23 protein-coding genes are annotated in these 26,286 nt (G+C 64.0%); 10 read left to right on the forward strand and 13 right to left on the reverse strand.

Features of this window, described 5'->3' with window-relative positions; all coding sequences use genetic code 11:
* The coding region (locus tag AC0L2K_RS00005; protein WP_473530284.1) for a hypothetical protein at positions 1 to 180 on the forward strand (180 nt) is incomplete at its 5' end.
* On the opposite strand, the gene AC0L2K_RS00010 is transcribed toward AC0L2K_RS00005, so the two are convergent.
* A complete protein-coding gene (locus tag AC0L2K_RS00010; RefSeq protein WP_287050659.1) occupies positions 181 to 1,158 on the reverse strand; it encodes a TRAP transporter substrate-binding protein in 978 nt (325 codons plus the stop codon).
* Positions 1,159 to 1,194: 36 nt separating this feature from the next.
* Positions 1,195 to 2,604, reverse strand: coding sequence for a glucuronate isomerase (gene uxaC / locus AC0L2K_RS00015; RefSeq protein WP_473530285.1), 1,410 nt, complete (start codon positions 2,602 to 2,604; stop codon positions 1,195 to 1,197).
* A gap of 176 nt (positions 2,605 to 2,780) precedes the next feature.
* On the opposite strand from uxaC, the gene AC0L2K_RS00020 reads away from it, so the two are divergent.
* The 3 genes from AC0L2K_RS00020 (at position 2,781) to AC0L2K_RS00030 (ending at position 5,501) form a co-directional block, all read left to right on the forward strand.
* Entirely contained in the window at positions 2,781 to 4,265 is a 1,485-nt protein-coding gene (locus tag AC0L2K_RS00020; protein WP_473530286.1) for a mannitol dehydrogenase family protein, read from the forward strand.
* 226 nt (positions 4,266 to 4,491) lie between these two features.
* The gene (locus AC0L2K_RS00025) at positions 4,492 to 5,106 is read left to right on the forward strand and encodes a transposase (RefSeq protein WP_473530287.1); all 615 of its coding nucleotides are present in this window, start codon (positions 4,492 to 4,494) and stop codon (positions 5,104 to 5,106) included.
* Entirely contained in the window at positions 5,058 to 5,501 is a 444-nt protein-coding gene (locus tag AC0L2K_RS00030) for a transposase (protein WP_473530288.1), read from the forward strand. The genes AC0L2K_RS00025 and AC0L2K_RS00030 overlap by 49 nt, the downstream gene beginning before the upstream one ends.
* Positions 5,502 to 5,684: 183 nt before the next feature.
* Here the strand turns inward: AC0L2K_RS00030 and AC0L2K_RS00035 are convergent, their stop codons facing one another.
* From AC0L2K_RS00035 to AC0L2K_RS00065, 7 genes are all read right to left on the reverse strand, one after another.
* Complete coding sequence (locus tag AC0L2K_RS00035) at positions 5,685 to 6,092, reverse strand: F0F1 ATP synthase subunit epsilon (RefSeq protein WP_027154563.1); 408 nt, start codon at positions 6,090 to 6,092, stop codon at positions 5,685 to 5,687.
* A gap of 115 nt (positions 6,093 to 6,207) precedes the next feature.
* Entirely contained in the window at positions 6,208 to 7,791 is a 1,584-nt protein-coding gene (gene atpD / locus AC0L2K_RS00040) for a F0F1 ATP synthase subunit beta (protein ID WP_027154564.1), read from the reverse strand.
* Positions 7,792 to 7,864: 73 nt separating this feature from the next.
* Positions 7,865 to 8,749: a F0F1 ATP synthase subunit gamma gene (locus AC0L2K_RS00045; protein WP_023800085.1), complete on the reverse strand. Its 885-nt coding sequence runs from the start codon at positions 8,747 to 8,749 to the stop codon at positions 7,865 to 7,867.
* A gap of 34 nt (positions 8,750 to 8,783) precedes the next feature.
* A complete protein-coding gene (gene atpA, locus AC0L2K_RS00050; protein ID WP_023800086.1) occupies positions 8,784 to 10,313 on the reverse strand; it encodes a F0F1 ATP synthase subunit alpha in 1,530 nt (509 codons plus the stop codon).
* The gene (locus AC0L2K_RS00055) at positions 10,313 to 10,873 is read right to left on the reverse strand and encodes a F0F1 ATP synthase subunit delta (RefSeq protein ID WP_023800087.1); all 561 of its coding nucleotides are present in this window, start codon (positions 10,871 to 10,873) and stop codon (positions 10,313 to 10,315) included. Before AC0L2K_RS00055 ends, atpA begins: the two co-directional genes overlap by 1 nt.
* A gap of 246 nt (positions 10,874 to 11,119) precedes the next feature.
* Complete coding sequence (locus AC0L2K_RS00060; RefSeq protein ID WP_287171780.1) at positions 11,120 to 11,515, reverse strand: AGROH133_08824 family phage infection protein; 396 nt, start codon at positions 11,513 to 11,515, stop codon at positions 11,120 to 11,122.
* Between the two features lie 292 nt (positions 11,516 to 11,807).
* On the reverse strand, positions 11,808 to 13,991 hold the full coding sequence (locus AC0L2K_RS00065) for a primosomal protein N' (protein WP_287171781.1): 2,184 nt from the start codon (positions 13,989 to 13,991) through the stop codon (positions 11,808 to 11,810).
* Between the two features lie 188 nt (positions 13,992 to 14,179).
* Here AC0L2K_RS00065 and fsa point away from each other — a divergent pair, with 188 nt between their 5' ends.
* The gene (fsa, locus tag AC0L2K_RS00070) at positions 14,180 to 14,833 is read left to right on the forward strand and encodes a fructose-6-phosphate aldolase (protein ID WP_023800090.1); all 654 of its coding nucleotides are present in this window, start codon (positions 14,180 to 14,182) and stop codon (positions 14,831 to 14,833) included.
* 108 nt (positions 14,834 to 14,941) lie between these two features.
* Here fsa and AC0L2K_RS00075 read toward each other — a convergent pair whose 3' ends face one another.
* Both AC0L2K_RS00075 and leuS read right to left on the reverse strand, forming a co-directional pair.
* Entirely contained in the window at positions 14,942 to 15,529 is a 588-nt protein-coding gene (locus AC0L2K_RS00075) for an LPS assembly lipoprotein LptE (protein WP_287171782.1), read from the reverse strand.
* Positions 15,516 to 18,140 (reverse strand): leucine--tRNA ligase, encoded by a 2,625-nt coding sequence (gene leuS, locus AC0L2K_RS00080; protein ID WP_287171783.1) that lies wholly within the window; start codon positions 18,138 to 18,140, stop codon positions 15,516 to 15,518. The genes AC0L2K_RS00075 and leuS overlap by 14 nt, the downstream gene beginning before the upstream one ends.
* A gap of 146 nt (positions 18,141 to 18,286) precedes the next feature.
* Here leuS and AC0L2K_RS00085 point away from each other — a divergent pair, with 146 nt between their 5' ends.
* Both AC0L2K_RS00085 and AC0L2K_RS00090 read left to right on the forward strand, forming a co-directional pair.
* Positions 18,287 to 18,949, forward strand: a complete 663-nt coding sequence (locus AC0L2K_RS00085) for a YggS family pyridoxal phosphate-dependent enzyme (RefSeq protein ID WP_023800093.1) — start codon at positions 18,287 to 18,289, stop codon at positions 18,947 to 18,949.
* Between the two features lie 103 nt (positions 18,950 to 19,052).
* Complete coding sequence (locus tag AC0L2K_RS00090) at positions 19,053 to 20,102, forward strand: aldo/keto reductase (protein WP_128173615.1); 1,050 nt, start codon at positions 19,053 to 19,055, stop codon at positions 20,100 to 20,102.
* A gap of 49 nt (positions 20,103 to 20,151) precedes the next feature.
* Here AC0L2K_RS00090 and AC0L2K_RS00095 read toward each other — a convergent pair whose 3' ends face one another.
* Positions 20,152 to 21,060: a LysR family transcriptional regulator gene (locus AC0L2K_RS00095; RefSeq protein ID WP_023800095.1), complete on the reverse strand. Its 909-nt coding sequence runs from the start codon at positions 21,058 to 21,060 to the stop codon at positions 20,152 to 20,154.
* Between the two features lie 137 nt (positions 21,061 to 21,197).
* Between AC0L2K_RS00095 and AC0L2K_RS00100 the strand changes: the two genes are divergently transcribed.
* Both AC0L2K_RS00100 and AC0L2K_RS00105 read left to right on the forward strand, forming a co-directional pair.
* A complete protein-coding gene (locus tag AC0L2K_RS00100) occupies positions 21,198 to 22,376 on the forward strand; it encodes an MFS transporter (RefSeq protein WP_128173617.1) in 1,179 nt (392 codons plus the stop codon).
* Between the two features lie 38 nt (positions 22,377 to 22,414).
* Positions 22,415 to 23,449: an aldo/keto reductase gene (locus tag AC0L2K_RS00105; protein WP_128168592.1), complete on the forward strand. Its 1,035-nt coding sequence runs from the start codon at positions 22,415 to 22,417 to the stop codon at positions 23,447 to 23,449.
* 265 nt (positions 23,450 to 23,714) lie between these two features.
* Here the strand turns inward: AC0L2K_RS00105 and AC0L2K_RS00110 are convergent, their stop codons facing one another.
* On the reverse strand, positions 23,715 to 23,987 hold the full coding sequence (locus AC0L2K_RS00110; protein ID WP_027154578.1) for an usg protein: 273 nt from the start codon (positions 23,985 to 23,987) through the stop codon (positions 23,715 to 23,717).
* 308 nt (positions 23,988 to 24,295) lie between these two features.
* Here AC0L2K_RS00110 and acs point away from each other — a divergent pair, with 308 nt between their 5' ends.
* Entirely contained in the window at positions 24,296 to 26,251 is a 1,956-nt protein-coding gene (gene acs / locus AC0L2K_RS00115; RefSeq protein ID WP_287171785.1) for an acetate--CoA ligase, read from the forward strand.
* The last annotated feature ends 35 nt before the right edge of the window (positions 26,252 to 26,286 follow it).

Raw genomic sequence — 26,286 nt, forward strand, 5'->3', positions numbered from 1 at the left:
CCCCCCCCCCCCCCCCCCCCCCCCCCCCCCCCCCCCCCCGCCCCCCCCCCCCCCCCCCCCCCCCCCCCCCCCCCCCCGCCCCCCCCCCCCCCCCCCCCCCCCCCCCCCCGCCCCCCCCCCCCCCCCCCCCCCCCCCCCCCCCCGGGGGGGGGGGGCGCCCCCCCCCCCCCCCCCCGCTGATCACTGCACGGCCCTAATGGCTTCGACCATCGCCTTCAGCTTGTCGTCCTTGACGTGCTTTTCGTAGACCGGTCCCATCGCGTCGATGAAGGGCTGCTTGTCCGGCGTCGTGATCTGCGAACCGGCCGCCTCGACCTTGGCACGCGATTCCTTGACCTTGGCGGCCCACAGCTCACGCTGCTTGGCGACGCTTTCCTTGGCGGCCGCTTTGAAGATCGCCTGGTCTTCCGGCGTCAGCTTGTCCCAGCTCGACTTCGCCATGACAAAGGCTTCCGGCACCATCGTGTGCTCGTCGAGCGAATAGTGCTTGGCGACTTCCGCATGCTTGGCGGTGTCGTAGCTCGGAAAATTGTTCTCCGCGCCGTCGATGACCCCGGTTTCGATCGCCGAATACACCTCGCCATACGGCATCGGCGTCGCGTTGGCGCCGAGTGCGGCCACCATGTCGACGAAGATGTCGGACTGGATGACGCGGAATTTCAAGCCGGCCATATCGGCTACAGTGTTGATCGGCTTCTTCGAATTGTAGAAGGAGCGCGCGCCGCCGTCATAAAAGGCGAGCAGCACCAGCCCGACCTGTTCGAACGCCGCCGCGATCTGGTCGCCGACTGGTCCGTCCATGACCTTGTGCATATGGTCTTCCGAGCGGAAGATGTAGGGCAGCGAGGGCACGGTGGTTTCGGGGATGAGTCCGTTGAACGGCGCCATCGAGACGCGGTTGAGGTCGATCACGCCGGAGCGCACCTGCTCGATCGTGTCCTTTTCCTCGCCGAGTTGCGCGGAATGATAGACATCGACCGAATAGCGGCCGGCCGTACGCTCCTTCACCAGCTCGCCAAAATATTTGACAGCCTCGACCGTCGGATAGCCGTCCGGGTGCGTGTCGGACGAGCGCAGGACCGTCTGGGCGCTTGCCGTTCCGGCCATCAGTGCGGCGGCCAGTAGCGTAGCTCCCGCCAGTCTAGAAAAATGCAGCATTGGTTCCTCCCGTTTGAACGATGGCGGCAAGCGCCGTTAGAGCCGGTACGCCTTTTTCGCGAGCGTATAGGCAAGTTCCTGCGCCAGCTCGTGCGCCTCGTCCTCGCGGAGCCGGTGCTCGGCGACGAGACGCGCAAGAAAGGCGCAATCGACCCGACGCGCCACATCGTGGCGAGCTGGGATGGATGGAAAGGCGCGGGTGTCGTCGTTGAAGCCGACGGTGTTGTAGAAGCCGGCTGTCTCGGTGGTCATCTCGCGGAACCGGCGCATGCCCTCCGGGCTGTCGTGGAACCACCAGGCCGGCCCGAGCTTCAGCGCCGGATAGACGCCGGCGAGCGGCGCCAGTTCGCGCGCATAGCTGGTCTCATCGAGCGTGAAGAGGATGACGGTGACGTCGCGCTCCAGCCCGACGCAATCGAGCAGCGGCTTCAGCGCCGTCACATAGTCGGTTCTGGTCGGGATATCGAAACCCTTGTCCCTGCCGAACTTGTGGAAGACGGCAGGCGAATGATTGCGCCAGGAGCCGGGATGGATCTGCAGGACGAGCCCATCGTCGCGGCTCATCTTGGCCATCTCGGTCACCATCTGGGCGCGAAACAGTTTTCGCTCACGCTCGTCGTCCGAGCCCCGGCGGATGCAGTTGAACAGCTCCTGCGCGGCGGCATCCGACAGATTGGCGGTCTCCGCTGTCGGATGGCCGTGATCCGACGCGGTCGCGCCAAAACTTTTGAAGAAGGCCCTTCTCTGGCGATGCGCATCGAGATAGCCGGCCCAGCTGCCGGTGTCGCAGCCGGTGATGTCGCCGAGCCGATCGAGATTGGCAGAAAAGCCTTCGAAATCGGGATCGACGACGGCGTCCGGCCGATAGGCGGTGACGACGCGGCCCTCCCAGCCGCTGTCGCGGATCATCTGGTGCCATCTGAGATCGTCGAGCGCGCCTTCGGTCGTCGCGATGACCTCAATGTTGAAGCGCTCGAACAGGGCTCGCGGGCGAAAATTCTCCCACTGCAGCAAGGTCGAGATCGTGTCGTAGTGGGCGTCGGCGGTTGCGGCCGTCAGCGGCTCTTCGATGCCGAACAGGTAGGCAAGCACATGGTCGAGCCATAACCGCGTCGGCGTGCCGCGGAACAGATAATAGTGCTCGGCGAAGCGGCGCCAGATCGTCCTGCCGTCGGTCTCCACCGGTGAGCCGTCGAGCGTTGGCACGCCGAGATCCTCGAGCCGGACGCCCTGGCTGAACAGCATGCGGAAGATGTAATGGTCCGGCACAACAAGCAATTGCGCTGGATCGGAAAACGCCTCGTTGAGCGCATACCAGCGCGGATCGGTGTGACCGTGCGGGCTGACGATCGGCAGATCCTTGACAGCGGCGTAGAGATCGCGGGCGAGCGACAGCGGACGCGCCTCCGAGGGAAACAGCAGATCCGGATCGGTCAATGCGGCCACGTCGTTCCTCCCAACCCGGCCATCGGTAGGATCGCAAAGAAATAATGTCAACATACAAAAAATAGATTGTTGTATGATGACTTTAACGCGGCCTCAGCCCATTGTGCGGGAACGAAACGGATGCTACGCCGCATGCTGGCCACGCCCGGCACGAGCTCGATCAGACCCATCGCACGATGACAGACAGACGCCTTTCCAACAGCACGCGGCAGGCATTACCGGCTTCGGTCGCGGTCCCCGGATACGACCGCAACCGTGTCGTACCCGGCATCGTCCATCTCGGCGTCGGCGCATTCCACCGCGCCCATCAGGCAGCCTATGTCGACGACTGCCTGGAGGCAGGAGAAACGGATTGGGGCATTGTCGGCGTCTCGCTGCGAAGCGCCGACACACGCGACGCGCTGGCGCCGCAGGACGGACTTTACACGCTGGCGGTCAGGAGCAGCGACAGCGAAAGCCTGCGCGTCGTCGGCTCGATCCTGTCGATGCTGGTGGCGCCGGAAGATCCCGGTGCGGTGCTGGCCGCGCTGACTGATCCGCGCACCGCCATCGTCACACTGACGATCACCGAAAAAGCCTATCTCAGGGCGGCGGGTGGCGGACTGGACACAGCCCATCCCGACATCGTCCACGATTTGGCCAACCCGCGAATGCCGCGGACGGCGCATGGTTTTCTGGCCGAATCGCTTGCGCGCCGCCGCGTCGCCGGTATCCAGCCATTCACCGTGCTGTGCTGCGACAATCTCCCTGCCAATGGCGCCACGCTGCGCCGGCTGCTGGTCGAATTCGGCGCTTTGCGCGGTACCGATCTCGCCCGCCACATCGCTGACGAGGTGGCATTTCCGTCGAGCATGGTCGATCGCATCGTGCCGGCGACCACCGATGCCGACCGGGCACGGATATCGGGCCAGCTCGGCGTCGTCGACGCCTGGCCTGTCATGACCGAGCCGTTCTGCCAATGGGTGGTCGAAGACGATTTCCCGGCGGGCAGGCCCGCCTGGGAAAGGTTCGGCGTCACCATGGTCGGTGACGTCGGGCCGTTCGAGGACATGAAACTGCGCCTGCTCAACGGCTCGCATTCGGCGATCGCCTATCTTGGCCTGCTCAGCGGCTATGAGACGGTCGACCGCGCCTTCGCCGATCCGGCGATCCGGCAATTCGTCGACGGATTGTGGGCCGAGGCGATCACGACACTGCCGAAAGACGCCGGGCTCGACACGACCGACTACACGGCCCAGCTCGCCAAGCGTTATTCGAACACCGCGCTCGCCCATCGGACGGCGCAGATCGCCAATGATGGCAGCCAGAAACTGCCTCAGCGCATCATTGCCTCGGCAATGGAGCGGATGAGTAACGGTGCCCCGCCCGCCTATCTGATGCTGGTGGTGGCCGCCTGGATCGCGGCTTGCGAGGCGCGCGGCAAAGCCTTGCCGGAAAACCACTTCACCGACCCGCTCGACTTGGCTTTGGCCGCACTCGACACTCGGCATCTGCCGGCTGGCGAAGCGGTGGTGGCGGTGTTCGACCTGGCCGGCTTCGCCAAGGGCGGTGCCGAGCGCCTGACGCTGATCGACCTCGCGGCCGCCCATCTCGAACGCCTGCGCCAGGGCGGCGTGGCTGCTGCTTTCACAGCGCTGGGCATTGAGGGCGAAAAGCTCTGAGGCCGGCCTGCAACGCGCCATGCGCGCGGTAGATCGCGAACAGGCTGAGGCACTTACCTTCTCCCCTTGTGGGAGAAGGTGGCCTCGCGAAGCGAGGTCGGATGAGGGGTGCTCCAGCTTGGCGCCGACAGCACTCCGTCCAACACCCCTCTTCCGTCTTGGCGCTGCGCGCCAATCCACCTTCTCCCACAAGGAGGGCTTTGCACAGAATCGGATTGGTGATTCCGTGGGCAAGGAAGAGAGGGAGATGATTCGGATGGTCGATCGTGTTCTTGGTCAACTGAGTCTGGCGGACGGGCTGGCGTGGTCGGATACGACGCAGCTCGACCAGATTGCGACCGTCATCGACTGGATGCCGATCCGGGCACTTCTTGGTCAGCGCAGCGGGCCGGGCAAGGGCAACACCAGCTATCCAGCCGAGACATTGCTGCGCTGTCTGTTTTTGGGCGTGTGGAACAATCTCAGCGACCCCGCCCTTGAGATGCAACTGCGCGACCGGCTGTCGTTCCGCCGCTTTGCCGGCTTCAGCCTGTCGGACCGCACGCCGGACCATTCGACGCTGTGGCGCTTCCGCGAAGAGCTGAAGCGCGACGGGCTGATTGATCGGGTGTTCGAAGAGATCACCCGGCAGTTTGAGCAGAAGGCCCTGATCCTCAAGCGCGGCACGCTGATTGATGCATCGTTCATGCGGGCCGCCGCCCGCCCACCGGCGAAGCCGAAGAAGGGTGAGGAGACGTCGGCGAGGCCATCGGCCGACCCCGATGCGCGTTGGGGACGCAGGGCAAAAAGACGGTGTTCGGCTATAAGGTGCACAACGGCGTCGACGAGGCTCACACGCTGATCCGGCGGATGCACTTCACCGATGCTTCGATCACCGACACCGAGCCGGCCGACACGTTGATCTGCGGCGACGAGGAGGCGGCCTATGGCGACCAGGCCTATTACACCCATGCCCGGCATGCCCGGCTTAAGCAGGCCGGCATCAAGGACCGGTTGATGCATCGGCCCAACAAGCACCATCCGCTGACGCCGCGCCAGAAGCAGCGCAACCGCCTGATCTCCAAGGTGCGGGCGGCGGTGGAGCGGCCGTTTGCGGTGTTCAAGCAGCGCTACGGCATGCGGCGGCTGCGCTTCTTCAACCTGGCGACCAACCGGACGCAGTGCGTGCTTGCCGGCTGCGGCTACAATCTGCAACGGGCGGCGGCCGTCCTCTTCCCGGTGAGGAAGCCGGGATGAAGGGGCGGAGTCTGCCCAAAATCCGCCGGGGGGCGATTGGGGCCCCGAGGCGGGCAAAAATGCCCTGCAACCGGGCCAATGTGGCTTGATTGCGGTTCAAAAAACGCCCCATGCGCCATCTGCGCCAAACTTCGGCCCCGTGCAAAGCCCTCACAAGGGGAGAAGGCAAGAGGGCGCCCCGCCCTATGCCGGCAAAATCGCGCCTTCGAGTGTGGTGAGCTGGCTAAGGAACTGCTCGGCCTTGCTGCGCGTCTCGTCGTCCTTGGCGTCGGCGACGTCTTCCCTGGCTTCCTGGATACGACGGGCGAGGTCGGCGCGGTCGATGTCGCCGACGGCTACAGCCGATTCGGCCAGCAGCGTGCAGCCGGCCGGAACAATGTCGGCAAAGCCGCCGAACACGACGTAGCGCTCTGCCTTGCCTTCTGCGGTCTTCACCGTGACGACGCCGGGCTTGATCGTGGTCATGACCGGCGCGTGATGGGCCATGACGGTCATTTCGCCTTCGGCGCCGGGAATGACGACGGATTCGACCTGCTCGGAAACCAGCAGGCGCTCCGGCGAGACCAGTTCGAATTTGAAAGCTTCAGGCATGATCAACTCAGCGAATGGTGAATGGTGAATGGTGAATGGTCCGAAAGACCTTCACTCAGCCTCGATTTCCTGTCCGCTGCTCCCCATTCACAATTCACTATTGACCATTCACCAATCACGCCGCTTCGGCCGCCAGGCGCTGTGCCTTCTCGACCGCTTCTTCGATGCCGCCGACCATGTAGAAGGCGGCTTCCGGCAGGTGGTCGTAGTCGCCGTTGCAGAGGCCCTTGAAGCCCTTGATGGTGTCGGCGAGATCGACCAGCTTGCCCGGCGCGCCGGTGAACACTTCGGCGACGAAGAAGGGCTGCGACAGGAAGCGCTCGATCTTGCGGGCGCGGGCCACCGTCTGCTTGTCCTCTTCCGACAGCTCGTCCATGCCCAGGATGGCGATGATGTCCTGCAGCGACTTGTAGCGCTGCAGGATCGACTGCACCTGGCGGGCGACCTGGTAGTGCTCTTCGCCGACGACCATCGGGTCGAGCATGCGCGAGGTCGAATCGAGCGGATCGACGGCCGGATAGATGCCCTTTTCCGAGATCGCGCGGTTGAGCACGGTCGTCGCGTCAAGGTGGGCGAACGAGGTCGCCGGCGCCGGGTCGGTTAGATCGTCGGCCGGCACGTAGATAGCCTGCACCGAGGTGATCGAGCCCTTGGTCGTCGTCGTGATGCGCTCCTGCAGCGCGCCCATGTCGGTGGCCAGCGTCGGCTGATAGCCCACGGCCGAGGGGATACGGCCGAGCAGCGCCGACACTTCGGAGCCCGCCTGCGTGAAGCGGAAGATGTTGTCGACGAAGAACAGCACGTCCTGGCCCTGGTCGCGGAAATATTCGGCAACAGTCAGGCCGGTCAGGCCGACGCGGGCGCGCGCGCCCGGCGGCTCGTTCATCTGGCCATAGACGAGCGCCGCCTTGGATCCTTCGCCGCCGCCCTTCTTGTTGACGCCGGACTCGATGAACTCATGATAGAGATCGTTGCCTTCGCGGGTGCGCTCACCGACGCCGGCGAACACCGAGAAGCCGCCATGCGCCTTGGCGACGTTGTTGATCAATTCCTGGATCAGCACCGTCTTGCCGACGCCGGCGCCGCCGAACAGGCCGATCTTGCCGCCGCGGGCATAGGGTGCCAGCAGGTCGAGAACCTTGATGCCGGTGACCAGGATTTGTGCTTCCGTCGACTGCTCGACATAGGTCGGCGCCGGCTGGTGGATGGAGCGCATCTCGATGCCATCGACCGGGCCTGCCTCGTCGACCGGCTCGCCGATGACGTTGATGATGCGGCCGAGCATGCCCGGACCGACCGGCACGGTGATCGGCGCGCCGGTGTCATAGACGTCCTGGCCGCGAACCAGACCTTCGGTCGAGTCCATGGCGATGCAGCGCACCGTGTTCTCGCCGAGATGCTGAGCCACCTCGAGCACGAGACGATTGCCGACATTGGACGTTTCCAGGGCGTTCAGGATCGCCGGCAGATGTTCGCCGAACTGCACGTCGACAACGGCGCCGATGACCTGGCGAACCTTGCCGGCCAAGCCGGTCTTGTTGATGGCAACGGTCGGCGCCTTCGCCGCGGCAGCCTTGGCGGGCGCTGCCGCCTTCTTGGCCGGAGCCGCCTTCGCTGCCGCTGCCGGAGCCTTTGCCGGTGCTGCCGCCGTCGCGGCGGTCTTCGGGGCCGCCTTCTGGGGGGTCGCTGCTTTCGCCATCGTCTTTACCCTTTTCGTCTCTTTGTTTCTCACGCGATCCGCCTGAAGGTCGCCGACCTTCATGGGAACGCGCCTAGAGCGCCTCGGCGCCCGAAATGATTTCGATCAATTCCTTGGTGATCTGCGCCTGCCGCTGGCGGTTGTAGGTGATCGACAATTTGTTGATCATGTCGCCTGCGTTGCGCGTCGCATTGTCCATGGCGCTCATCTTGGCGCCCATCTCGCCGGCGGCGTTTTCGAGCAGGGCGCGAAAAACCTGTACGGAAATGTTGCGCGGAATGAGATCGGAGAGGATTTCGCCCGGCTCCGGCTCGTATTCATAGACGGCACTGCCGCCGTCCGTCGCTTCGGCGGTAGCGGTAGGCACGCCTGCCGGGATGATCTGCTGGGTTGTCGGGATCTGGCTGATCACCGATTTGAACTGCGAGTAAAACAGCGTGCAGATGTCGAAGCCGCCCTCGTTGAAGAGCTGGATGACCTTCTTGGCAATGCCATCGGCATTGACGAAGCCCAGCGTCTTCACCTCGCGCAAGTCGACGCGCTCGAGGATCAGCGCCGCATAGTCGCGACGCAGGATGTCGAACCCCTTCTTGCCGACGCAGATGATCTTGACCTGTTTCCCGTCGGCCAAAAGCTTGCGGATGTGGTCGCGGGCAAGGCGTGCGATCTGCGAATTGAAGCCGCCGCACAGACCACGCTCGGCGGTGCAGACGACGAGCAGATGCACGTCGTCCTTGCCGGTGCCGGTCATCAGCGCCGGGGCCTCGCCGCCGCCGCCGATCGCCTGGGTGATGTTGGCCAGCACCGCGCCCATGCGCTCCGAATAGGGGCGCGCTGCTTCCGCCGCCTCCTGCGCGCGGCGCAGCTTCGCCGCGGCGACCATCTGCATCGCCTTGGTGATCTTCTGCGTCGCCTTGACCGAGGCGATACGGTTACGAAGGTCTTTTAGTGAAGGCATGCTTCAAACCTGATCCCGTCCGTCCGGCCGTCGTTCAAGCAAAGGTCTTGGCGAAGGTGTCGATCTCCGCCTTCAGCTTGGCGCGCAGATCGTCCGACAGCGCCTTCTCCTTGCGGATGCCGTCGAGCACCTCCTTGCCGGCCGAGCGCATGTGGCTGAGCAAGCCATGCTCGAATTTGCTGACCTGGTCGATCGCCAACTTGTCGAGATAGCCGTTGACGCCGGCGAAGATCACCGCGACCTGTTCTTCGACCCTGAGCGGCGAGAACTGCGGCTGCTTCAGGAGTTCGGTCAGGCGTGCACCGCGGTTGAGCAGGCGCTGCGTCGCGGCGTCGAGGTCGGAGCCGAACTGGGCGAAGGCCGCCATTTCGCGGTACTGCGCGAGCTCGCCCTTGATGGAGCCGGCGACCTGCTTCATCGCCTTGATCTGCGCCGAGGAGCCGACGCGCGACACCGACAGGCCGACATTGACCGCCGGGCGGACGCCCTGGAAGAACAGATTGGTTTCCAGGAAGATCTGGCCGTCGGTGATCGAGATGACGTTGGTCGGGATATAGGCCGACACGTCGTTGGCCTGGGTCTCGATGATCGGCAGAGCCGTCAACGAGCCGCCGCCATTGTCGTCATTGAGCTTGGCGGCCCGCTCCAGCAGGCGCGAATGAAGGTAGAAGACGTCGCCCGGATAGGCTTCGCGGCCAGGCGGGCGGCGCAGCAGCAGCGACATCTGGCGATAGGCGACGGCCTGCTTCGACAGATCGTCGTAGCTGATCAGCGCGTGCATGCCGTTGTCGCGGAAATATTCGCCCATCGTGCAGGCGGTGAACGGCGCCAGGAACTGCATCGGCGCCGGATCGGAAGCGGTGGCGGCGATGATGATCGAATAATCGAGCGCGCCGCGCTCTTCGAGAACTTTCACGAACTGCGCAACGGTCGAGCGCTTCTGGCCGACGGCGACGTAGACGCAGTAGAGCTTTTCCTTCTCCGGGCCGTGCTCGTGCACCGATTTCTGGTTGAGCATTGTGTCGAGGATGATCGCGGTCTTGCCGGTCTGGCGATCGCCGATGACCAGCTCGCGCTGGCCGCGGCCGACCGGGATCAGCGCATCGATGGCCTTGAGGCCGGTCGACATCGGCTCGTTCACCGATTTGCGCGGAATGATGCCGGGCGCCTTGACGTCGACGCGCTTGCGCTCGGTCGCCTGGATCGGGCCCTTGCCGTCGATCGGGTTGCCGAGCGCATCGACGACGCGGCCGAGCAGGCCCATGCCGACCGGCGTATCGACGATGGCGCCGGTGCGCTTGACGATATCGCCTTCCTTGATGTCTCGGTCGGCGCCGAAGATGACGACGCCGACATTGTCAGCTTCGAGATTGAGCGCCATGCCGCGGATGCCGCCGGGGAATTCGACCATCTCGCCGGCCTGGACATTGTCGAGGCCGTAGACGCGGGCGATGCCGTCACCGACGGACAGAACCTGGCCGACTTCGGAGACCTCGGCCTCCTTGCCGAAATTCTTGATCTGGTCTTTCAGAATTGCGGAAATTTCCGCGGCGCGGATGTCCATCAGCCGACCTCTTTCAGTGCAAGCTTGAGCGAATTGAGTTTGGTTTTGAGCGACGTATCGATCTGGCGCGAGCCTATCTTGACCACCAGCCCGCCGAGCAACGACGGATCGACGGTCACGGTGATCGCGACATCCTTGCCGGCAACGCTTTTCAGCGCCGCCTTCAGCTCGGTTTGCTGGGCGTCGGTCAGCGCATGCGCCGAGGTCACTTCAGCGGCGGTCTCGCCACGATGCTCGGCGGCGATCTGGCGGAATGCCTTGATCATGCCGGGAATGGCGAACAGACGGCGGTTCTGGGCGACGACGCGCAGGAAATTGCCGGTGAGGCCGGTGATCCCTGCCTTGTCGGCGATCGCCGCAATGGCCTTGGCCTGGTCCTCGCTGGAGAACACCGGGCTATTGATCAGGCGGGTCAGATCAGCACTGCCTTCGAGCATCGCCGCGAAACTGTTGAGGTCGGCCTCGACCTGGCCGACCGAATTCGCCTGGAGCGCGAGCTCGAACAGCGAACCCGCATAGCGCTCTGCGACACCTGAGATTGGCGATGACGATTGGGCCACGGACCGTCTTTTCTCTTGTCTGACAGGCCGCAGATTATTGGCGCGAGCGAAAACTCTGGCTAAATCTTTGACCTTACTGCATTTTTCCAAGCACGAAGACGCGGCTTCCGCTATCCCCGGCCGAAAGTCGATTGCCGTCTAGCACAGGCATTTTAAGACCGCAATGCGTCGCCCCGCATGGTTTTCAGGCACTATTGTCGCATCCGGCGGCGCGGTTCGACCGCCGGTCCCGAATTAGCCTTTGATTCAAGGCACAAAGCCGAAAGCGAAGGCAAGCGGCAGCGCCGCCAGCACCAGTTCGACCACGATGGACGCCCAGTTGAAAGGTGTGTTGGCGCTGTCCGACATCATCGACAGCAGGCGACCGAAGGCGGTGAACAGCCAGGAAAAGCCAAGCGCCATGTAGAGCAGCGGTTGCGCCAGCAGAATGCAGCACAGGCCGACGCCGAGATAGAAGCCTGACATCCTGCCGCGCCCTTCGGCGATCGCCGCCGCCTTTTCGGGCTTGACCTGCAGTCTGAGTATCCGGAAAGCCAGTGCCGGCGCCAGGAACAACATCAGCCCGAACAGCAAGGTCACGACGGCGCTCGACCACGCCAGCCACTCGCCCTGGCTCATCGGCCACGGAAACGTAAATTCCATACTGTCCCCTCGCAAATGGCTGTTTCGAAATTTCGGGCATTCTAGCGAAGCAAGAGCCATGCGCCAGATGCGCGTCACGAATTACGGGCGCGCATCAGTCCAACGCGAACACGACCGCCGCCTCGGTATAGATGCGCGTCGTACCAAGAGCTTCATGACGGGCTGTTCCTCCTTTATGGAACGCTATGCATTATGACCACATGAGACCACACAGGGAGTGAGGCGCTCGAGGTGTGGTGCTGGAATATATTGCAAGACCCGCCTGCGGCCGACTAGACTAACTCCAAACGCCTCACAAAAAGCTCTGCGGGTCGATGTCGACCTGCACGCGCACCGAGCCCCGCAGCTTCGGTCCCTCGGCCAGCATGGTGCGGATGAACCCTTGCATGTCGGCGCGCCGCTCGCCCTGGATCAGCAGGCGAAAGCGATGGCGGCCGCCGATCAGCGACAGCGGCGCCTCGGCCGGGCCGAGCACGAACAGATCGGCGGCCTGAGGTGCGGCGCGCCGCAAACCCCGCGCATGGCCCTCCGCTTCCGCCCGCGTCGCAGCACTGACGATGACGCCGGCGAGCCGGCCGAAAGGCGGCAGCACCGCCCGTTCGCGCTCAGCGATTTCGCGCTCGTAAAAAGCCTCGGCGTCGCCGGAGACGATCGCCCGCATGACCGGGTGGTCGGGCTGGAAGGTCTGCAGCAGGCCAAGGCTCTTCTTGCCGGTGCGGCCGGCGCGGCCGGTCACCTGGCTGAGTAGCTGGAAGGTGCGTTCGGCGGCGCGCGGATCGCCATTGGCCAGGCCGAGGTCGGCGTCGACCACGCCAACCAGTGTCATGTTGGGGAAATTGTGGCCCTTGGCGACGAGCTGCGTGCCGATGACGATGTCGGCCTCGCCATTTGCGATGGCTTCAAGCTCCAGCCTCAGCCGCCGCACGCCGCCCATCAGGTCGGACGACAGGACGATGGTGCGGGCGTCGGGGAAATGCGCGACGACCTCTTCGGCGATGCGCTCGACGCCCGGCCCGCAGGCGACCAGATGGTCGAGCGTGCCGCATTCCGGGCAGGCCTCGGGCCGCCGCTCATTGTGCCCGCAATGGTGGCAGACGAGCTGGCCGCGAAAGCGGTGCTCGACCAGCCAGGCCGAGCAGACCGGGCAACCGAAGCGATGGCCGCAGACCCGGCACAGCGTCAGCGGCGCATAGCCGCGCCGGTTGAGGAACAGCAGTGACTGTTCCTTCTTCTCCAGTGTCTGGCGCATATGGCCAAGCAGCACCGGCGACAGGAAGCCGCCGCGTGCCGGCGGGGCGCGGCGCATGTCGATCGTCTTCAGGTCGGGAAGCGCCGCCTCGGCAAAGCGCGCCGAAAGCACCGCCCTGCTATAGCGGCCTTGGCTCGCATTGACCCGGCTTTCGACCGACGGTGTCGCCGAGGCGAGCACGACCGGAAAGCCGCCGATGTGGCCGCGCACCACCGCCATGTCGCGGGCATTGTAGAAGACGCGGTCTTCCTGCTTGTAGGCGGGGTCGTGCTCCTCGTCGACGACGATCAGCCCAAGCTCCCTGAACGGCAAAAACAGCGCCGAACGCGCGCCGGCAACGACGCGCACGCCACCCTCCGCCACCTGCCGCCAGACACGCTCGCGCATCCTTGGCGGCAGGTCCGAGTGCCATTCGGCCGGCTTGGCGCCGAACCGTTCCTGGAAGCGCTCGAGGAAGGCGTGGGTCAGCGCGATCTCCGGCAGCAGGATCAGCACCTGCTTGCCGCGGTCGAGCGCCGCCGACACCGCCTCGAAATAGACCTCGGTCTTGCCCGATCCGGTCACCCCGTCGAGCAGCGTGACGCCGAATGCGCCGGCCGCGACATTGCTGTGCAGCATCTCGGCTGCATCGCGCTGGTCCGGCATCAGCGATGGCTGGGCGTGGCCTGGGTCGGGTGCTGCGACCACCGGTCGCGGCGGGATCATGACGGTCTCGAACACGCCTTGCGCCTTCAGCCCGTCGATCACCGTCGACGACACGCCGGCCGCATGCGCCAGCCCGGACCGCGTCCAGGCGAGCCCGCCTTCGGCTGTCTCCAGCACGCGCATCCTCGCATCCGTCACACGGTCGGGTCTGGCCAAGGTGCGTTGCAGCCCTTCGATCCACGGTTCCGGGTCGAAGGCCTCCGGCGCCCGCAGCAGCATACGCGCCACCATGCCGGGCGGCGACAGCGTGTATTGCGCGATCCAGTCGACGAAGCGGCGCATAGCGCGGTCGATGGGCGGGCAGTCGAAGACCTGCTCGATCGGGCGCAGTTTTTTGGCATCGACCTTTTCGACGGCTCCGTCCCAGACGATGCCGGCGACCTGGCGCGGGCCGAGCGGAACGCGCACGATCGAGCCCGGCACCACGCGCATGCCGGCGGGCACGGCATAGGTGTAGGGGCGCTCGGCGGGCATCGGCACCAGCACCGGTGCGGCCGCGACAAAGGGCGAATCTTCGATCATGAGGCGTGACCTTGCCCCGACTTTGGTCTAGATCAAAGTCCGACCCCAAATGTGCATGACACGCACTAGAGCGACGTGCGTCCATCCGGACGCACAAAGTACGCTCTAGAACTTTAAACCTCGCATCGTGCTTCCGAAAATCGATTCGATTTTCGGGCCGATGCGATAAAAATCTTCAGGAGACCGTCATGAAATTTTTTGTCGACACCGCCGATGTCAAGGAAATCCGTGAACTGAATGATTTGGGGCTGCTCGACGGCGTCACCACCAATCCTTCGCTGATCCTCAAATCCGGCGGCAAGATCGCCGACGTCACAAGAGAGATCTGCGAGATCGTCAAGGGACCGGTCTCGGCCGAAGTCGTCGCCACCGAATACAAGGACATGATGGCGGAGGCCAAGATCCTGGCAAGGATCGCCGATAATGTCTGCATCAAGGTGCCGCTGACGCTCGACGGCCTGAGGGCCTGCAAGGACATCCGGTCGGACGGCCGCATGGTCAATGTTACGCTGTGCTTCTCGGCCACCCAGGCGCTGCTCGCCGCCAAGGCCGGTGCCTCCTTCATCTCGCCCTTCGTCGGCCGCATCGACGACAGCGGCTGGGACGGCATGGAGCTGATTGCGGATATCCGAACCATCTACGACAATTATGATTTCCAGACCGAGATCCTGACCGCCTCGGTGCGCACGGTGAACCATGTCAAGCAGGCCGCACTGATCGGTGCCGACGTCATCACCGCGCCGCCGGCGACGCTGAAGGCGCTGGTCAAGCACCCGCTGACCGACAAGGGCCTGGAGCAATTCCTCGCCGACTGGGCCAAGACCGGCCAGACAATCGGCTGAAATCAAGACGCGGTGTTCACATAAAAAAGGCCGAGCAATCGGCCTTTTTTTGCGCCAGCAATCAGGCCTGGGCGGTAACCGGAACGTCTCGGCCCAAGCCGAAAAATTCTAACCGGCCACTGTCTTGCCGTGCTTGACCAGATCCTGCGCGATCGACAGGCGCAGCAGATCCGCCAGCTCGCGCGCCGCGCGGTTCTCGGCGTCGATTTGCGCCCGGTAGGAGGCAAACTCCTGACGCGGCCTGTCGAAGGACGACGCTATCGAGCGCTTGCCGGTCGCGATGGTCTTGCCGGTCCTGGCGTCGGTCAGGAGATAATTCGCGGTCAGTGTCACCGTGCCCGCCGTTGGCTCGTCGTCATCGGTCGTGATTTGCACGGTTGCAGCGGATTCAACAAGTTCGGTAACGCCGAGATCGAGCGAATAGGCGGGGGACGCCGGCTCGCCCGCACCCTGGCCGAGCGCGAAGATCAGATTGTTGCGGACCTGCTGGGCGTAACGGGTGTTGACCGGTTTGACCGAGATGGACCCGAGTTCGGCGGCAGCCCCGACTTGCGAGCCGGCCGACAGCGGCGCGCTCGAATAGAGCGGGCGCACCGTGCAGGCCGAAACCAGCGCAACCGAAGCGACCAGGCCATACAGCGTTATACGGCGCAGCAAATGCGTCACTTCTTTCTTCCTCGGATCAGGCAACCACATTGACGATCCTCTGCGGGACGATGATCACCTTGCGCGGTGCCCTACCTTCAAGCGCTTTCTGCACGAAGTCGAGAGCCAGAACCGCTTTTTCGACGGCACCTTGGTCCGCGTCGCGGGCAATTGTCAAATCGCCGCGCTTCTTGCCGTTGACCTGAACCGGCAGCACGATCTCGCTGTCGACGACAAGCGCCGGATCATAGACGGGCCAAGGCCGTTCGGCGACCAGATCGGTACCGCCGAGCGTCTGCCAGCATTCCTCGGCCAAATGCGGCATGACCGGCGCAATCAGATGGACGAGGATGTCGACGGCCTGCCGGCAGGCAGCCTTGAGCGCCGGATCGGCCTTGCCTTCGGCCGCCTCGTTGAGCGGCGTGGTGAGCGCATTGGCGAGCTCGTAGATGCGGGCAATGGCGCGGTTGAAGGCGAGCTTTTCAGTATCCTCGCCGACCGATTTCAACGCCTTGTGCGCGGCCTTGGAAACAGTCCCTGCCTCGCCCTCCTTCGCCGCTGCCGGTCGGATTCCGGCGAGCGATTCGGCAGCCGTCGACACCAGGCGCCAGATACGCTGGATGAAGCGGTGCGCGCCGGCGGCACCCTCGTCGGTCCATTCGACGTCACGCTCGGGCGGCGAGTCCGACAGCATGAACCAGCGCGCGGTGTCGGCGCCGTAGCCGTCGGTGATCTCTTCCGGGCTCACTGTGTTCTTCTTCGACTTCGACATTTTTTCGAGCGGGCCGATCACCGCCTCTTCGCCGGTCGCGATTTCGATGGCGCGGCGCTTGCCGTCGACGTCTTCCAGCCGCACCTCGCTGGGAGCAAGCCAGCGGCTGTTCGATCCACTGCCGACCCGATAGGTCTCGTGCACCACCATGCCTTGCGTGAACAGGCCCCTGAACGGCTCGGCGAGATCGACATGGCCGGTCTCGCGCATGGCGCGGGTGAAGAAGCGCGAATAGAGCAGGTGCAGAATGGCGTGCTCGATGCCGCCAATATACTGGTCGACCGGCAGCCATTCGGTCGCTGCCTTGGGATCGGTCGGATCGTTCGCCCAGGGTGCGGTGAAGCGGGCGAAATACCAGGACGAATCGACGAAAGTGTCCATCGTGTCGGTTTCACGGCGTGCATCCTTGCCGCATTGCGGGCATTTGACATGCCGCCATGTCGGATGGCGGTCGAGCGGATTGCCCGGCCGGTCGAACTCGATATCGTCCGGCAGCCTGACCGGCAGGTCCGCCTTCGGCACCGGCACCACGCCGCAATCCTCGCAGTGGATCATCGGGATCGGGCAGCCCCAGTAGCGCTGGCGCGAAATGCCCCAGTCGCGCAGGCGGAAGTTGACCTTGCGCTCGGCCATCGGCCGATTGCCGATGGTCTTTTGTTCCAGCAGCTTCGCCACCTCATCGAACGCCTGATCAGGCTTCATGCCGTCGAGGAAGCGCGAATTGATCATCACGCCGTCGCCGACATAGGCCTCATCAATGATCTGGAAATTTCCTTGGTTCTCGCCTTCCGGTATCACCACCGGAATGACCGGCAGGCCATATCGGTTAGCGAAGTCGAGGTCGCGCTGGTCACCGGACGGGCAACCGAATATGGCGCCGGTGCCGTACTCCATCAGCACGAAATTGGCGACATAGACAGGCAGCGTCCAGTTCGCGTCGAACGGATGGACGACTCGTATACCGGTATCCATGCCCTTTTTTTCGGCCGTTTCCAGCGCCGCCACCGAAGTGCCCATGTGGCGAACCTCGTCGATGAACTTGGCCAGCGCCGGATTGTTTTCGGCCGCCTTCTTGGCCAGTGGATGGTCAACTGCGACCGCCATGAAGGAGGCGCCGAAGATGGTGTCAGGCCGCGTCGTGTAGACCTCCAGCTCATCCTCGCCAGCAATCGGCGCGGCCAGCGGCCAGCGGATCAGCAGGCCTTCCGAACGGCCGATCCAGTTCGCCTGCATCAGCTTGACTTTTTCTGGCCACTCGTCGAGGCCCTCCAGCGAGTCCAGCAGGTCCTGCGCATAGTCGGTGATCTTGAAGAACCACTGCGTCAGCTCGCGCTGTTCGACCAGCGCACCGGAGCGCCAGCCGCGTCCGTCGATGACCTGCTCGTTGGCAAGCACCGTCATGTCCTCCGGATCCCAGTTGACCTTGGAGGATTTGCGCGTCACCAGCCCCTTCTCGACGAAATCGAGGAACAGCATCTGCTGGCGGTGGTAGTAGTCGACATCGCAGGTGGCGAATTCGCGCGCCCAGTCGAGCGACAGGCCCATGACCTTGAGCTGCTCGCGCATGGCGGCGATGTTCTGATAGGTCCAGTCCTTGGGATGAACCTTGTTCTGCATCGCCGCGTTCTCGGCCGGCATGCCGAAGGCGTCCCAGCCCATCGGGTGCAGCACGTTGAAACCCTTGGCCCGCTTGTAGCGCGCCACCACGTCGCCCATCGTGTAGTTGCGGGTATGGCCGATATGGATGCGCCCCGACGGATACGGAAACATCTCGAGCACGTAGTATTTCGGACGCGGGTCGTCGTTGTCAGCCTCGAACAGCTTCTTGGCGTCCCAGGCCTTCTGCCATTTGGGCTCTGATGCGCGCGGATTGTATCGTTCGGTTGCCATTGGATGTTTTTCACTTAAAAAGCATGCGCGAACAGCCGGACATGCCCGGCGGCTCAGGAAATGTCGTCGCGGTGTTCACCATGGATTGCCGGACCCGTCAACTGCGACGCCCCGGCCAGGACTAAAACCAGAGTCAGGATATAGGCATGGCGAGCGCCGTCGAACAGTTTTTCACGGTCAAGGCGAGGATCGCCGCCGCCGAGCGCGAGGCAGGACGGCAAGCCGGCGCGGTGACGCTGGTCGCGGTCTCGAAGACCTTCAGCGCCGACGATATCCGCCCGGTCATCGACGCCGGCCAGCGCGTCTTCGGCGAGAACCGCGTCCAGGAAGCACAAGCCAAATGGCCAGCGCTGAAGCAAGCCTTCCCCGACATCGAGCTGCACCTGATCGGTCCGCTGCAGTCGAACAAGGCGAAGGAAGCAGTCGCCCTGTTCGACGTCATCGAGACGGTCGATCGCGAGAAGATCGCCGCCGAACTCGCCAAGGAAATCGCCAGGCAAGGCCGGTCACCAAAACTCTACGTTCAGGTCAACACCGGCTCGGAACCGCAAAAGGCAGGGATCGAGCCGCGCGAAGCCGTACCCTTCGTTACGCGCTGCCGCGAGGTCCATGGTCTCGCCATCGAAGGCCTGATGTGCATTCCGCCGGCCGATGAGAATCCCGGCCCGCATTTCGCGCTGCTGGAAAAGCTCAGCACGGAGGCAGGGGTGGAGGCGCTTTCGATGGGCATGTCCGGCGACTATGAAACCGCGATCGCCTTCGGTGCAACCAGCATCAGGGTCGGCTCGGCGATCTTCGGCAGCCGCTAGCGGACAGTTGGTCCAGAGCCACCCGGCCGTTACGCCAACAAGTGGAAACGAAACGTATCGTTCCTATATCGACCGGATCATTCCAAAACTTTCCGGAGCCACCATGCGTTACAATCAACTTGGAAACACGGGGATGTTTGTCTCCGAACTGTGTCTCGGCACCATGACCTTCGGCGCCGCCGACCAAAACAACCAATGGGGCCTGATCGCCAGCCTCGACCAGGATGGCGTCGACAGGATCGTCCAGCGCTCGCTCGCCGCCGGCATCAATTTCTTCGACACGGCCGATGTCTATTCCTTCGGCGCATCGGAACGGTTTCTCGGCCAGTCGCTGCGCAATCTCGGCATCGAGCGGCAGGACGTGATCATCGCCACCAAAGTCCATGGCGCCATGGGCGACGGCCCCAACCAGCGCGGCTCCTCGCGCGGCCACATCATAGATTCGGTCGACGGCAGTCTCGAACGGCTGCAACTGGACCATATCGATCTCTATCAGCTGCACGGCACCGACGCGGTAACGCCGATCGACGAGACGCTCAGGGCGCTCGACGATCTGGTTGCCAGCGGTAAGGTCCGCTATGTCGGCGTCTCGAACTGGGCGGCCTGGCGCATCGCCAAGGCATTGGGCATCGCCGAACGCAAGGGCTTTGCCCGTTTTGAGACGGTCCAGTCCTACTATTCGATCGCCGGCCGCGATCTGGAGCGCGAGATCGTGCCGCTGCTCAACGAGGAGAAGCTTGGGCTGATGGTCTGGTCGCCGATGGCGGGCGGGCTGCTTTCCGGCAAATACGGACCCGGCGCGCCTGGCAATGGCGAGGGCCGCCGCGCCAGCTTCAATTTCCCGCCGGTCAATGAAGACCGCGCCTGGGCGGCGGTCGCCGTCATGCGCGAGATCGCCGGCAAGCACGGCGTCAGCGTCGCCACGGTGGCACTTGGCTATGTCTTGGCCAAGCCTTTCGTGATGAGCGTGATCATCGGCGCCAGCCGCATGGAGCAGCTCGAACAGAACCTTGCCGCCACCGCGTTGAAGCTCGACAGCGACGATCTTGCTCGTCTCGACGAAGTCAGCGCGCTGCCATCCGAATATCCGGGCTGGATGCTCGAGCGCCAGGCGGCTGGCCGGCGTCCGGCGCCCTTTGCGGAGAAGAAGTAAAACTCATCTTCGATTTCGGGAGCCGGCGGGCTCCCGATCTTTCTTGGGCTCAGCTCAGCCGGACCGTCTCGACCAGAAAGTCGAGAAAGGCCCGCACTCGGGCCGGCAAATGTTTGCCCTGGCCGACGTAAACAGCGTGGGTAAGCTCCTCGTCGCCGGGGTTGAAGTCCTCCAGAAGCGGGACCAGCCGGCCGGCGGCGATGTCGGGCTCGACATGCCAGCGCGCCAGCCGGGCGATGCCAGTGCCCGAAAGCGCCATCAGCCGCATCGCCTCGCCGTCGCTGACCAGCGCGTTTCCGGTGATCGGGACGATGAAGGCGTCGCCGGCCGCAGCGACGAAGGGCCAGCCGTCGACATGGCGCACGAAGCAGAAACCCATCCGGTTGTGATGATCGAGATCGGCCGGCGTTTGGAGCGCGCCATGCGTCCTGATGTACGATGGCGCGGCGACGACGACCAGCCGGCTCTGCCCGAGCTTGCGCGCCACCAAACGTGATTCGCCGAGCGGCCCGGCGCGGATGGCGACATCGGCGCGCTCCTCCATCAGGTCGATGACATTGTCGGTCAAAACCAGATCGATGGCGATTTCCGGATAGCGTTCGAGAAAGCGCGGCAAGAGCGGGATCAGCCGGTGCTGCCCGAACGGCACGTAGCTGTTGACCCGCAGCCGGCCGCGCGGCGCAGCACCGGCCGCCGCCTCGCGCTCGGCTGCCGCCATGTCGGCCAGGATGCGCACGCCGCTGTCGAAGAAGGCCGCGCCTTCTGGAGTCAATTGGAGCTTGCGCGTCGAACGGCTGATCAGCCGCGCGCCAAGCCGCGCCTCAAGCCGCGCAATCAGCTTGCTCACCGCCGACGGCGTCATCCGCAGCATCCGCGCCGCAGCCGAAAAACTGCCCGCTTCGACGACACGGACAAACACTTCGATCTCGCCGGAGCGGTTGATGTCAGGCCTCGCCATTCGTGAATCTATTTCACAGACAATGTGCCCGACGCAAGGCTGGTTCACAGCACATGGCAACACGATCTTCCGGGTCGGGGCGCAGGAGGACACGGCGTCCTGTCGTCAAAACTGCTGTCATCGGAGTGGGAACCGCAATGCCTCTTGCACTTTATGCTCTCGCCGCTGGTGCGTTCGGCATCGGTGTCACCGAATTCGTCATCATGGGCCTGCTGCTCGACGTCAGCGCCGATCTCGGCGTCTCGATCTCGGCCGCCGGCCAGTTGATCTCCGGCTATGCGCTGGGCGTCGTCATCGGCGCGCCGCTGCTGACGATCGCCACCGGCCGCTGGCCGCGCAAGACCGTGCTTCTGGCGCTGATGGCGGTTTTCACGCTGGGCAACCTCGCCTGCGCGCTGGCCCCCGACTACTGGACGCTGATGGCTGCCCGCGTGCTCACCGCCTTCGCCCACGGCACCTTCTTCGGCGTTGGTGCGGTGGTTGCGACCGGGCTGGTCGCTCCCAACAGGAAGGCCTCGGCGATCGCCCTGATGTTCACCGGCCTGACCATCGCCAACATCCTCGGCGTGCCCTTCGGCACCTGGCTCGGCCAGGCCTTCGGCTGGCGGGCGACCTTCTGGGCTGTAACCCTGGTCGGCATCGTCGCCTTCGCCATCATTCTCCTGCTGGTGCCGCGCAGCCCGGCAGCGCTGGAAAAGAGCGACCTGCGCGACGATCTCGCCCTGCTCGGCCGCGCCCCGGTTCTGCTTGGCTTCGCCGTCACCGTGCTGGGCTATGCGGGCGTCTTCGCCGTCTTCACCTATATCGCCCCCCTGCTGACCGAGATCACCGGTTTTGCGGAAGCGGCGGTGTCGCCGATCCTGCTTGTCTTCGGCGGCGGCCTCATCGCCGGCAATCTCGCCGGCGGCAAGTTCGCCGACCGCTGGCTGGTGCCTTCCGTCCTCGGTAGTCTCGTTGTGCTGGCGCTGGTGCTCGGCACGATGACCTTCGCCCTGCACAGCCGGGCGATGGCCGTCATCCATGTCGGCCTGCTCGGCGCCGCCGCCTTCGCCACCGTAGCGCCGCTGCAGATGTGGGTGCTGGAAAAGGCTGAAGGCGCCGGCCAGAGCCTCGCCTCGTCCTTCAACATCGCCGCCTTCAACCTCGGCAACGCCGCCGGCGCCTGGCTCGGCGGCATGGTCATCGCGCATGGCCCCGGCCTCGGCGCCGTCACCTGGGTCGCCGCCCTGCTGCCGCTCTCGGCGCTCGCCGTGGCGTGGCTGGCGCTGCGCCTCGATCGCCCGACGCTTGGAGAACCGGCATCTGCCCGCTCGTAGCAACCCGACGAACCCCTTAGACATCACAGGAGAAAAAGATGGATTATCGACGTCTTGGCGCCTCGGGCCTGAAGGTTCCGGCGCTCTCGTTCGGCGCTGGAACCTTCGGCGGCTCGGGGCCGCTGTTCGGCGCCTGGGGCAACAGCGATGCGACGGAAGCGCGGCGGCTGGTCGACATCTGCCTGGAGGCCGGCGTCAACCTATTCGACACCGCCGACGTCTATTCGAACGGCGCCTCCGAGGAAGTGCTCGGCGCGGCCGTCAAGGGCCGCCGCGATGCCGTGCTGATTTCGACCAAGACCTCGCTGCCGATGGGCGACGGACCCAATGATGCCGGGTCCTCCCGTTCGCGCCTCATCAACGCGGTCGAGGACGCGCTCAAGCGTCTCGGCACCGATTACATCGACCTGCTGCAGCTGCATGCTTTCGACGCCGCAACGCCGATCGAGGAGGTGCTGTCGACGCTGGACAGTCTCGTGCGCGCCGGCAAGCTGCGCTATGTCGGCGTCTCCAACTTTTCCGGCTGGCAAGTGATGAAATCGCTCGGGCTGGCGGACAAGCACGGCTACCCGCGCTACGTCGCCCATCAGGTCTACTATTCGCTGGTCGGGCGCGACTATGAATGGGAGTTGATGCCGCTCGGCCTCGACCAGGGCGTTGGCGCGCTGGTGTGGAGCCCGCTCGGCTGGGGCCGCCTGACCGGCAAGATCCGCCGCGGCGAGCCACTGCCGGAAAAAAGCCGGCTGCACGACACCGCAAGCTTCGGGCCGCCGGTCGAAGACGAGCTGCTCTACAGGGTTGTCGATGCGCTCGAAGCCGTGGCCAGGGAAACCGGCAAGACCGTGCCGCAGATCGCCATCAACTGGTTGCTGCAGAGGCCGACCGTCGCCTCTGTCATTATCGGCGCGCGCACCGAGGAACAGCTGCGCCAGAATCTTGGTGCCGTCGGTTGGTCATTGACATCAGACCAGATCAAGACGCTCGACGCAGCAAGCGCGGTGACCGCAGCCTATCCGTATTTTCCGTATCGCCGGCAGGAGGGTTTTGCCCGGCTGAGCCAGCCTGCGGTTTAATGCGCGCGGGCCGCCAGGCCGCGGGACAGCGCCCCCCTTCTGTCCTGCCGGACATCTCCCCCACAAGGGGGGAGATCGGCAGCTTCGCTGACCGTGCCACTCTTTCACCACGTTGGAGATCTGGCGAAAGCCGCTGCAACATCCGATCTCCCCCCTTGTGGGGGAAATGCCAAGTTTTGGCAAAGAGGGCAGGACAGAGGGGGGCGCCGTAAAACGCGGATCTCAACAGCCATACAACTGCAAGCTGACATCCTGCGCCGTTACACTAATGCAGCACGAACTCGCCATCGAGCTTCCGCCACTCATTGGGCGCGATCAGCTTCTGGTGCGTATAGCTCACCGAATGCAGCGGACCATCGAGCTTGGTCTGCCAGAATTCGATGAACCGGATCAGCACCGGAAATTTCGGAGCGATGTCGTAGTCCTGCCAGATGAAGCTCTGCAGCAGATGCGGGTGATCGGGAAAATGATAAAGGATCTTGGCCGTGGTCAAGCCGTAGCCCTTGAGCATCAGGTCCATTTCGGAATGGTCGCGCATCGCGGTCCCCTGGTTGATTCTCCTTTCCTCCCAATTTGAAATTGTGCGCGCTATTTGCTTAATCGTCTATTGATATTTCGTAGTTAAAGGCCGGATTTACGACACAAAAACATGCAGTTAGCAGCGATCGTGGTCGAGTGCTGATAGTGGCGAAAACGACCTCTGCGGCATCCCGCCGCGCGAATCCAACGTCTAATGTTGCCGTCACCGCGGAACTGTTAATAATGCGCGCGAATTCGCGGCCGCTTCGCCGCGATGCCGCTCGGCGAGCAAGCCGGGCGGCCTGGTTTCGGGAGGAAGGCAAAGATATGTCCGAGGTTCATGTCCATCGCGTCCAGCCGGCGTGGAAGAAGAATGCGCTGATCGATAATGACACCTATTTGAAATGGTACGCCGACAGCGTGAAGAACCCGGACAAGTTCTGGGGCAAACACGGCAAGCGCATCGACTGGTTCAAGCCCTACAGCAAGGTCAAGAACACCTCCTTCGACGGCAAGGTCTCGATCAAATGGTTCGAGGATGGCGAGACCAATGTTTCGTGGAACTGCATTGATCGGCATCTGAAGAAGCGTGGCGACCAGACCGCCATCATCTGGGAAGGCGACAATCCCTACGACGACAGGAAGATCACCTATAACGAGCTCTACAGACATGTCTGCCGGCTCGCCAATGTGATGAAGAAGCACGGCGTTAGGAAAGGCGACCGCGTCACCATCTACATGCCGATGATCCCGGAAGCCGCCTATGCGATGCTCGCCTGCACGCGGATCGGCGCCATCCATTCGGTGGTCTTTGGCGGCTTTTCGCCGGACGCGCTGGCCGGCCGCATCGTCGACTGCGAATCGACTTTCGTCATCACCGCCGATGAAGGCCTGCGCGGCGGCAAGTCCATTCCCTTGAAGGAGAACACGGACAAGGCGATCGACATCGCCGCGAAGAACTTCGTGATGGTCAACAAGGTCGTGGTCGTGCGCCGCACCGGCGCCAAGGTTGGTTGGGCTGCGGGGCGCGACGTCTGGTACCATGACGAGATCGCGACAGTTGAGGCGGAATGCAAGCCGGAGAAGATGAAGGCAGAGGACCCGCTGTTCATCCTTTACACATCGGGCTCGACGGGCAAGCCGAAGGGCGTGCTGCACACCACCGCCGGCTATCTCGTCTATGTCTCGATGACCCACCAATATGTCTTCGACTACCACGACGGCGACATCTACTGGTGCACCGCCGATGTCGGCTGGGTCACCGGCCACAGCTATATCGTCTACGGGCCGCTCGCCAACGGCGCCACCACGCTGATGTTCGAAGGCGTGCCGAACTATCCGTCGCAATCCCGCTTCTGGGAGGTCATCGACAAGCACAAGGTCAACATCTTCTACACCGCGCCGACGGCTTTGCGCGCGCTGATGGGTGCCGGCGACGCCCATGTCACCAAAACCTCGCGCAAATCGCTGCGCGTGCTCGGCACGGTCGGCGAGCCGATCAACCCGGAAGCCTGGGAGTGGTATTTCGATGTCGTCGGCAACGGCAAGGTGCCGATTGTCGACACCTGGTGGCAGACCGAGACCGGCGGCATCCTGATCACGCCGCTGCCCGGCGCCACCCCGCTCAAGGCAGGTTCCGCGACGCAGCCGTTCTTCGGCGTTAAGCCGCAACTGGTCGACGGCGACGGCAAGGTGCTGGAAGGCGTTGCCAGCGGCAATCTCTGCATCGCCGATTCGTGGCCGGGCCAGATGCGTACCGTCTATGGCGATCACGAGCGTTTCGTGCAGACCTATTTTTCGACTTACAAGGGCAAGTATTTTACCGGCGACGGCTGCCGCCGCGACGCCGACGGCTACTACTGGATCACCGGCCGCGTCGACGACGTCATCAACGTCTCCGGCCACCGCATGGGCACGGCCGAGGTCGAATCCGCGCTGGTTTCGCACGAGAAAGTCTCCGAAGCCGCCGTCGTCGGCTACCCCCATGACATCAAGGGCCAGGGCATCTACTGCTACGTCACATTGATGGCTGGCGAGAAGCCGAACGAGGAGTTGCGCAAGGAACTTGTCGCCCACGTCCGCAAGGACATCGGCGCCATCGCCACGCCCGACAAGATTCAGTTCGCTCCGGGCCTGCCGAAAACCCGCTCGGGCAAGATTATGCGTCGCATCCTGCGCAAGATCGCCGAGGACGATTTTGCCGCGCTCGGCGATACCTCGACGCTGGCCGACCCGGCGGTCGTCGACGACCTCATCGCCAACCGGCAGAACAAGCGGGCATAAGAAACATCCGGTCGACGTTCGGCGGAAACCCGATC

This window comes from Mesorhizobium sp. WSM4817 (assembly GCF_055811135.1).

Bases quoted from the DNA above. Each gene is read 5' to 3' on its own strand.
- AC0L2K_RS00010 (WP_287050659.1), bottom strand. From the start codon at position 1,158: ATGCTGCATTTTTCTAGACTGGCGGGAGCTACGCTACTGGCCGCCGCA.
- AC0L2K_RS00020 (WP_473530286.1), top strand. From the start codon at position 2,781: ATGACAGACAGACGCCTTTCCAACAGCACGCGGCAGGCATTACCGGCT.
- AC0L2K_RS00035 (WP_027154563.1), bottom strand. From the start codon at position 6,092: ATGCCTGAAGCTTTCAAATTCGAACTGGTCTCGCCGGAGCGCCTGCTG.
- atpD (WP_027154564.1), bottom strand. From the start codon at position 7,791: ATGGCGAAAGCAGCGACCCCCCAGAAGGCGGCCCCGAAGACCGCCGCG.
- AC0L2K_RS00045 (WP_023800085.1), bottom strand. From the start codon at position 8,749: ATGCCTTCACTAAAAGACCTTCGTAACCGTATCGCCTCGGTCAAGGCG.
- atpA (WP_023800086.1), bottom strand. From the start codon at position 10,313: ATGGACATCCGCGCCGCGGAAATTTCCGCAATTCTGAAAGACCAGATC.
- AC0L2K_RS00060 (WP_287171780.1), bottom strand. From the start codon at position 11,515: ATGGAATTTACGTTTCCGTGGCCGATGAGCCAGGGCGAGTGGCTGGCG.
- AC0L2K_RS00065 (WP_287171781.1), bottom strand. From the start codon at position 13,991: ATGATCGAAGATTCGCCCTTTGTCGCGGCCGCACCGGTGCTGGTGCCG.
- fsa (WP_023800090.1), top strand. From the start codon at position 14,180: ATGAAATTTTTTGTCGACACCGCCGATGTCAAGGAAATCCGTGAACTG.
- AC0L2K_RS00075 (WP_287171782.1), bottom strand. From the start codon at position 15,529: ATGTGGTTGCCTGATCCGAGGAAGAAAGAAGTGACGCATTTGCTGCGC.
- leuS (WP_287171783.1), bottom strand. From the start codon at position 18,140: ATGGCAACCGAACGATACAATCCGCGCGCATCAGAGCCCAAATGGCAG.
- AC0L2K_RS00085 (WP_023800093.1), top strand. From the start codon at position 18,287: ATGGCGAGCGCCGTCGAACAGTTTTTCACGGTCAAGGCGAGGATCGCC.
- AC0L2K_RS00090 (WP_128173615.1), top strand. From the start codon at position 19,053: ATGCGTTACAATCAACTTGGAAACACGGGGATGTTTGTCTCCGAACTG.
- AC0L2K_RS00095 (WP_023800095.1), bottom strand. From the start codon at position 21,060: ATGGCGAGGCCTGACATCAACCGCTCCGGCGAGATCGAAGTGTTTGTC.
- AC0L2K_RS00100 (WP_128173617.1), top strand. From the start codon at position 21,198: ATGCCTCTTGCACTTTATGCTCTCGCCGCTGGTGCGTTCGGCATCGGT.
- AC0L2K_RS00105 (WP_128168592.1), top strand. From the start codon at position 22,415: ATGGATTATCGACGTCTTGGCGCCTCGGGCCTGAAGGTTCCGGCGCTC.
- AC0L2K_RS00110 (WP_027154578.1), bottom strand. From the start codon at position 23,987: ATGCGCGACCATTCCGAAATGGACCTGATGCTCAAGGGCTACGGCTTG.
- acs (WP_287171785.1), top strand. From the start codon at position 24,296: ATGTCCGAGGTTCATGTCCATCGCGTCCAGCCGGCGTGGAAGAAGAAT.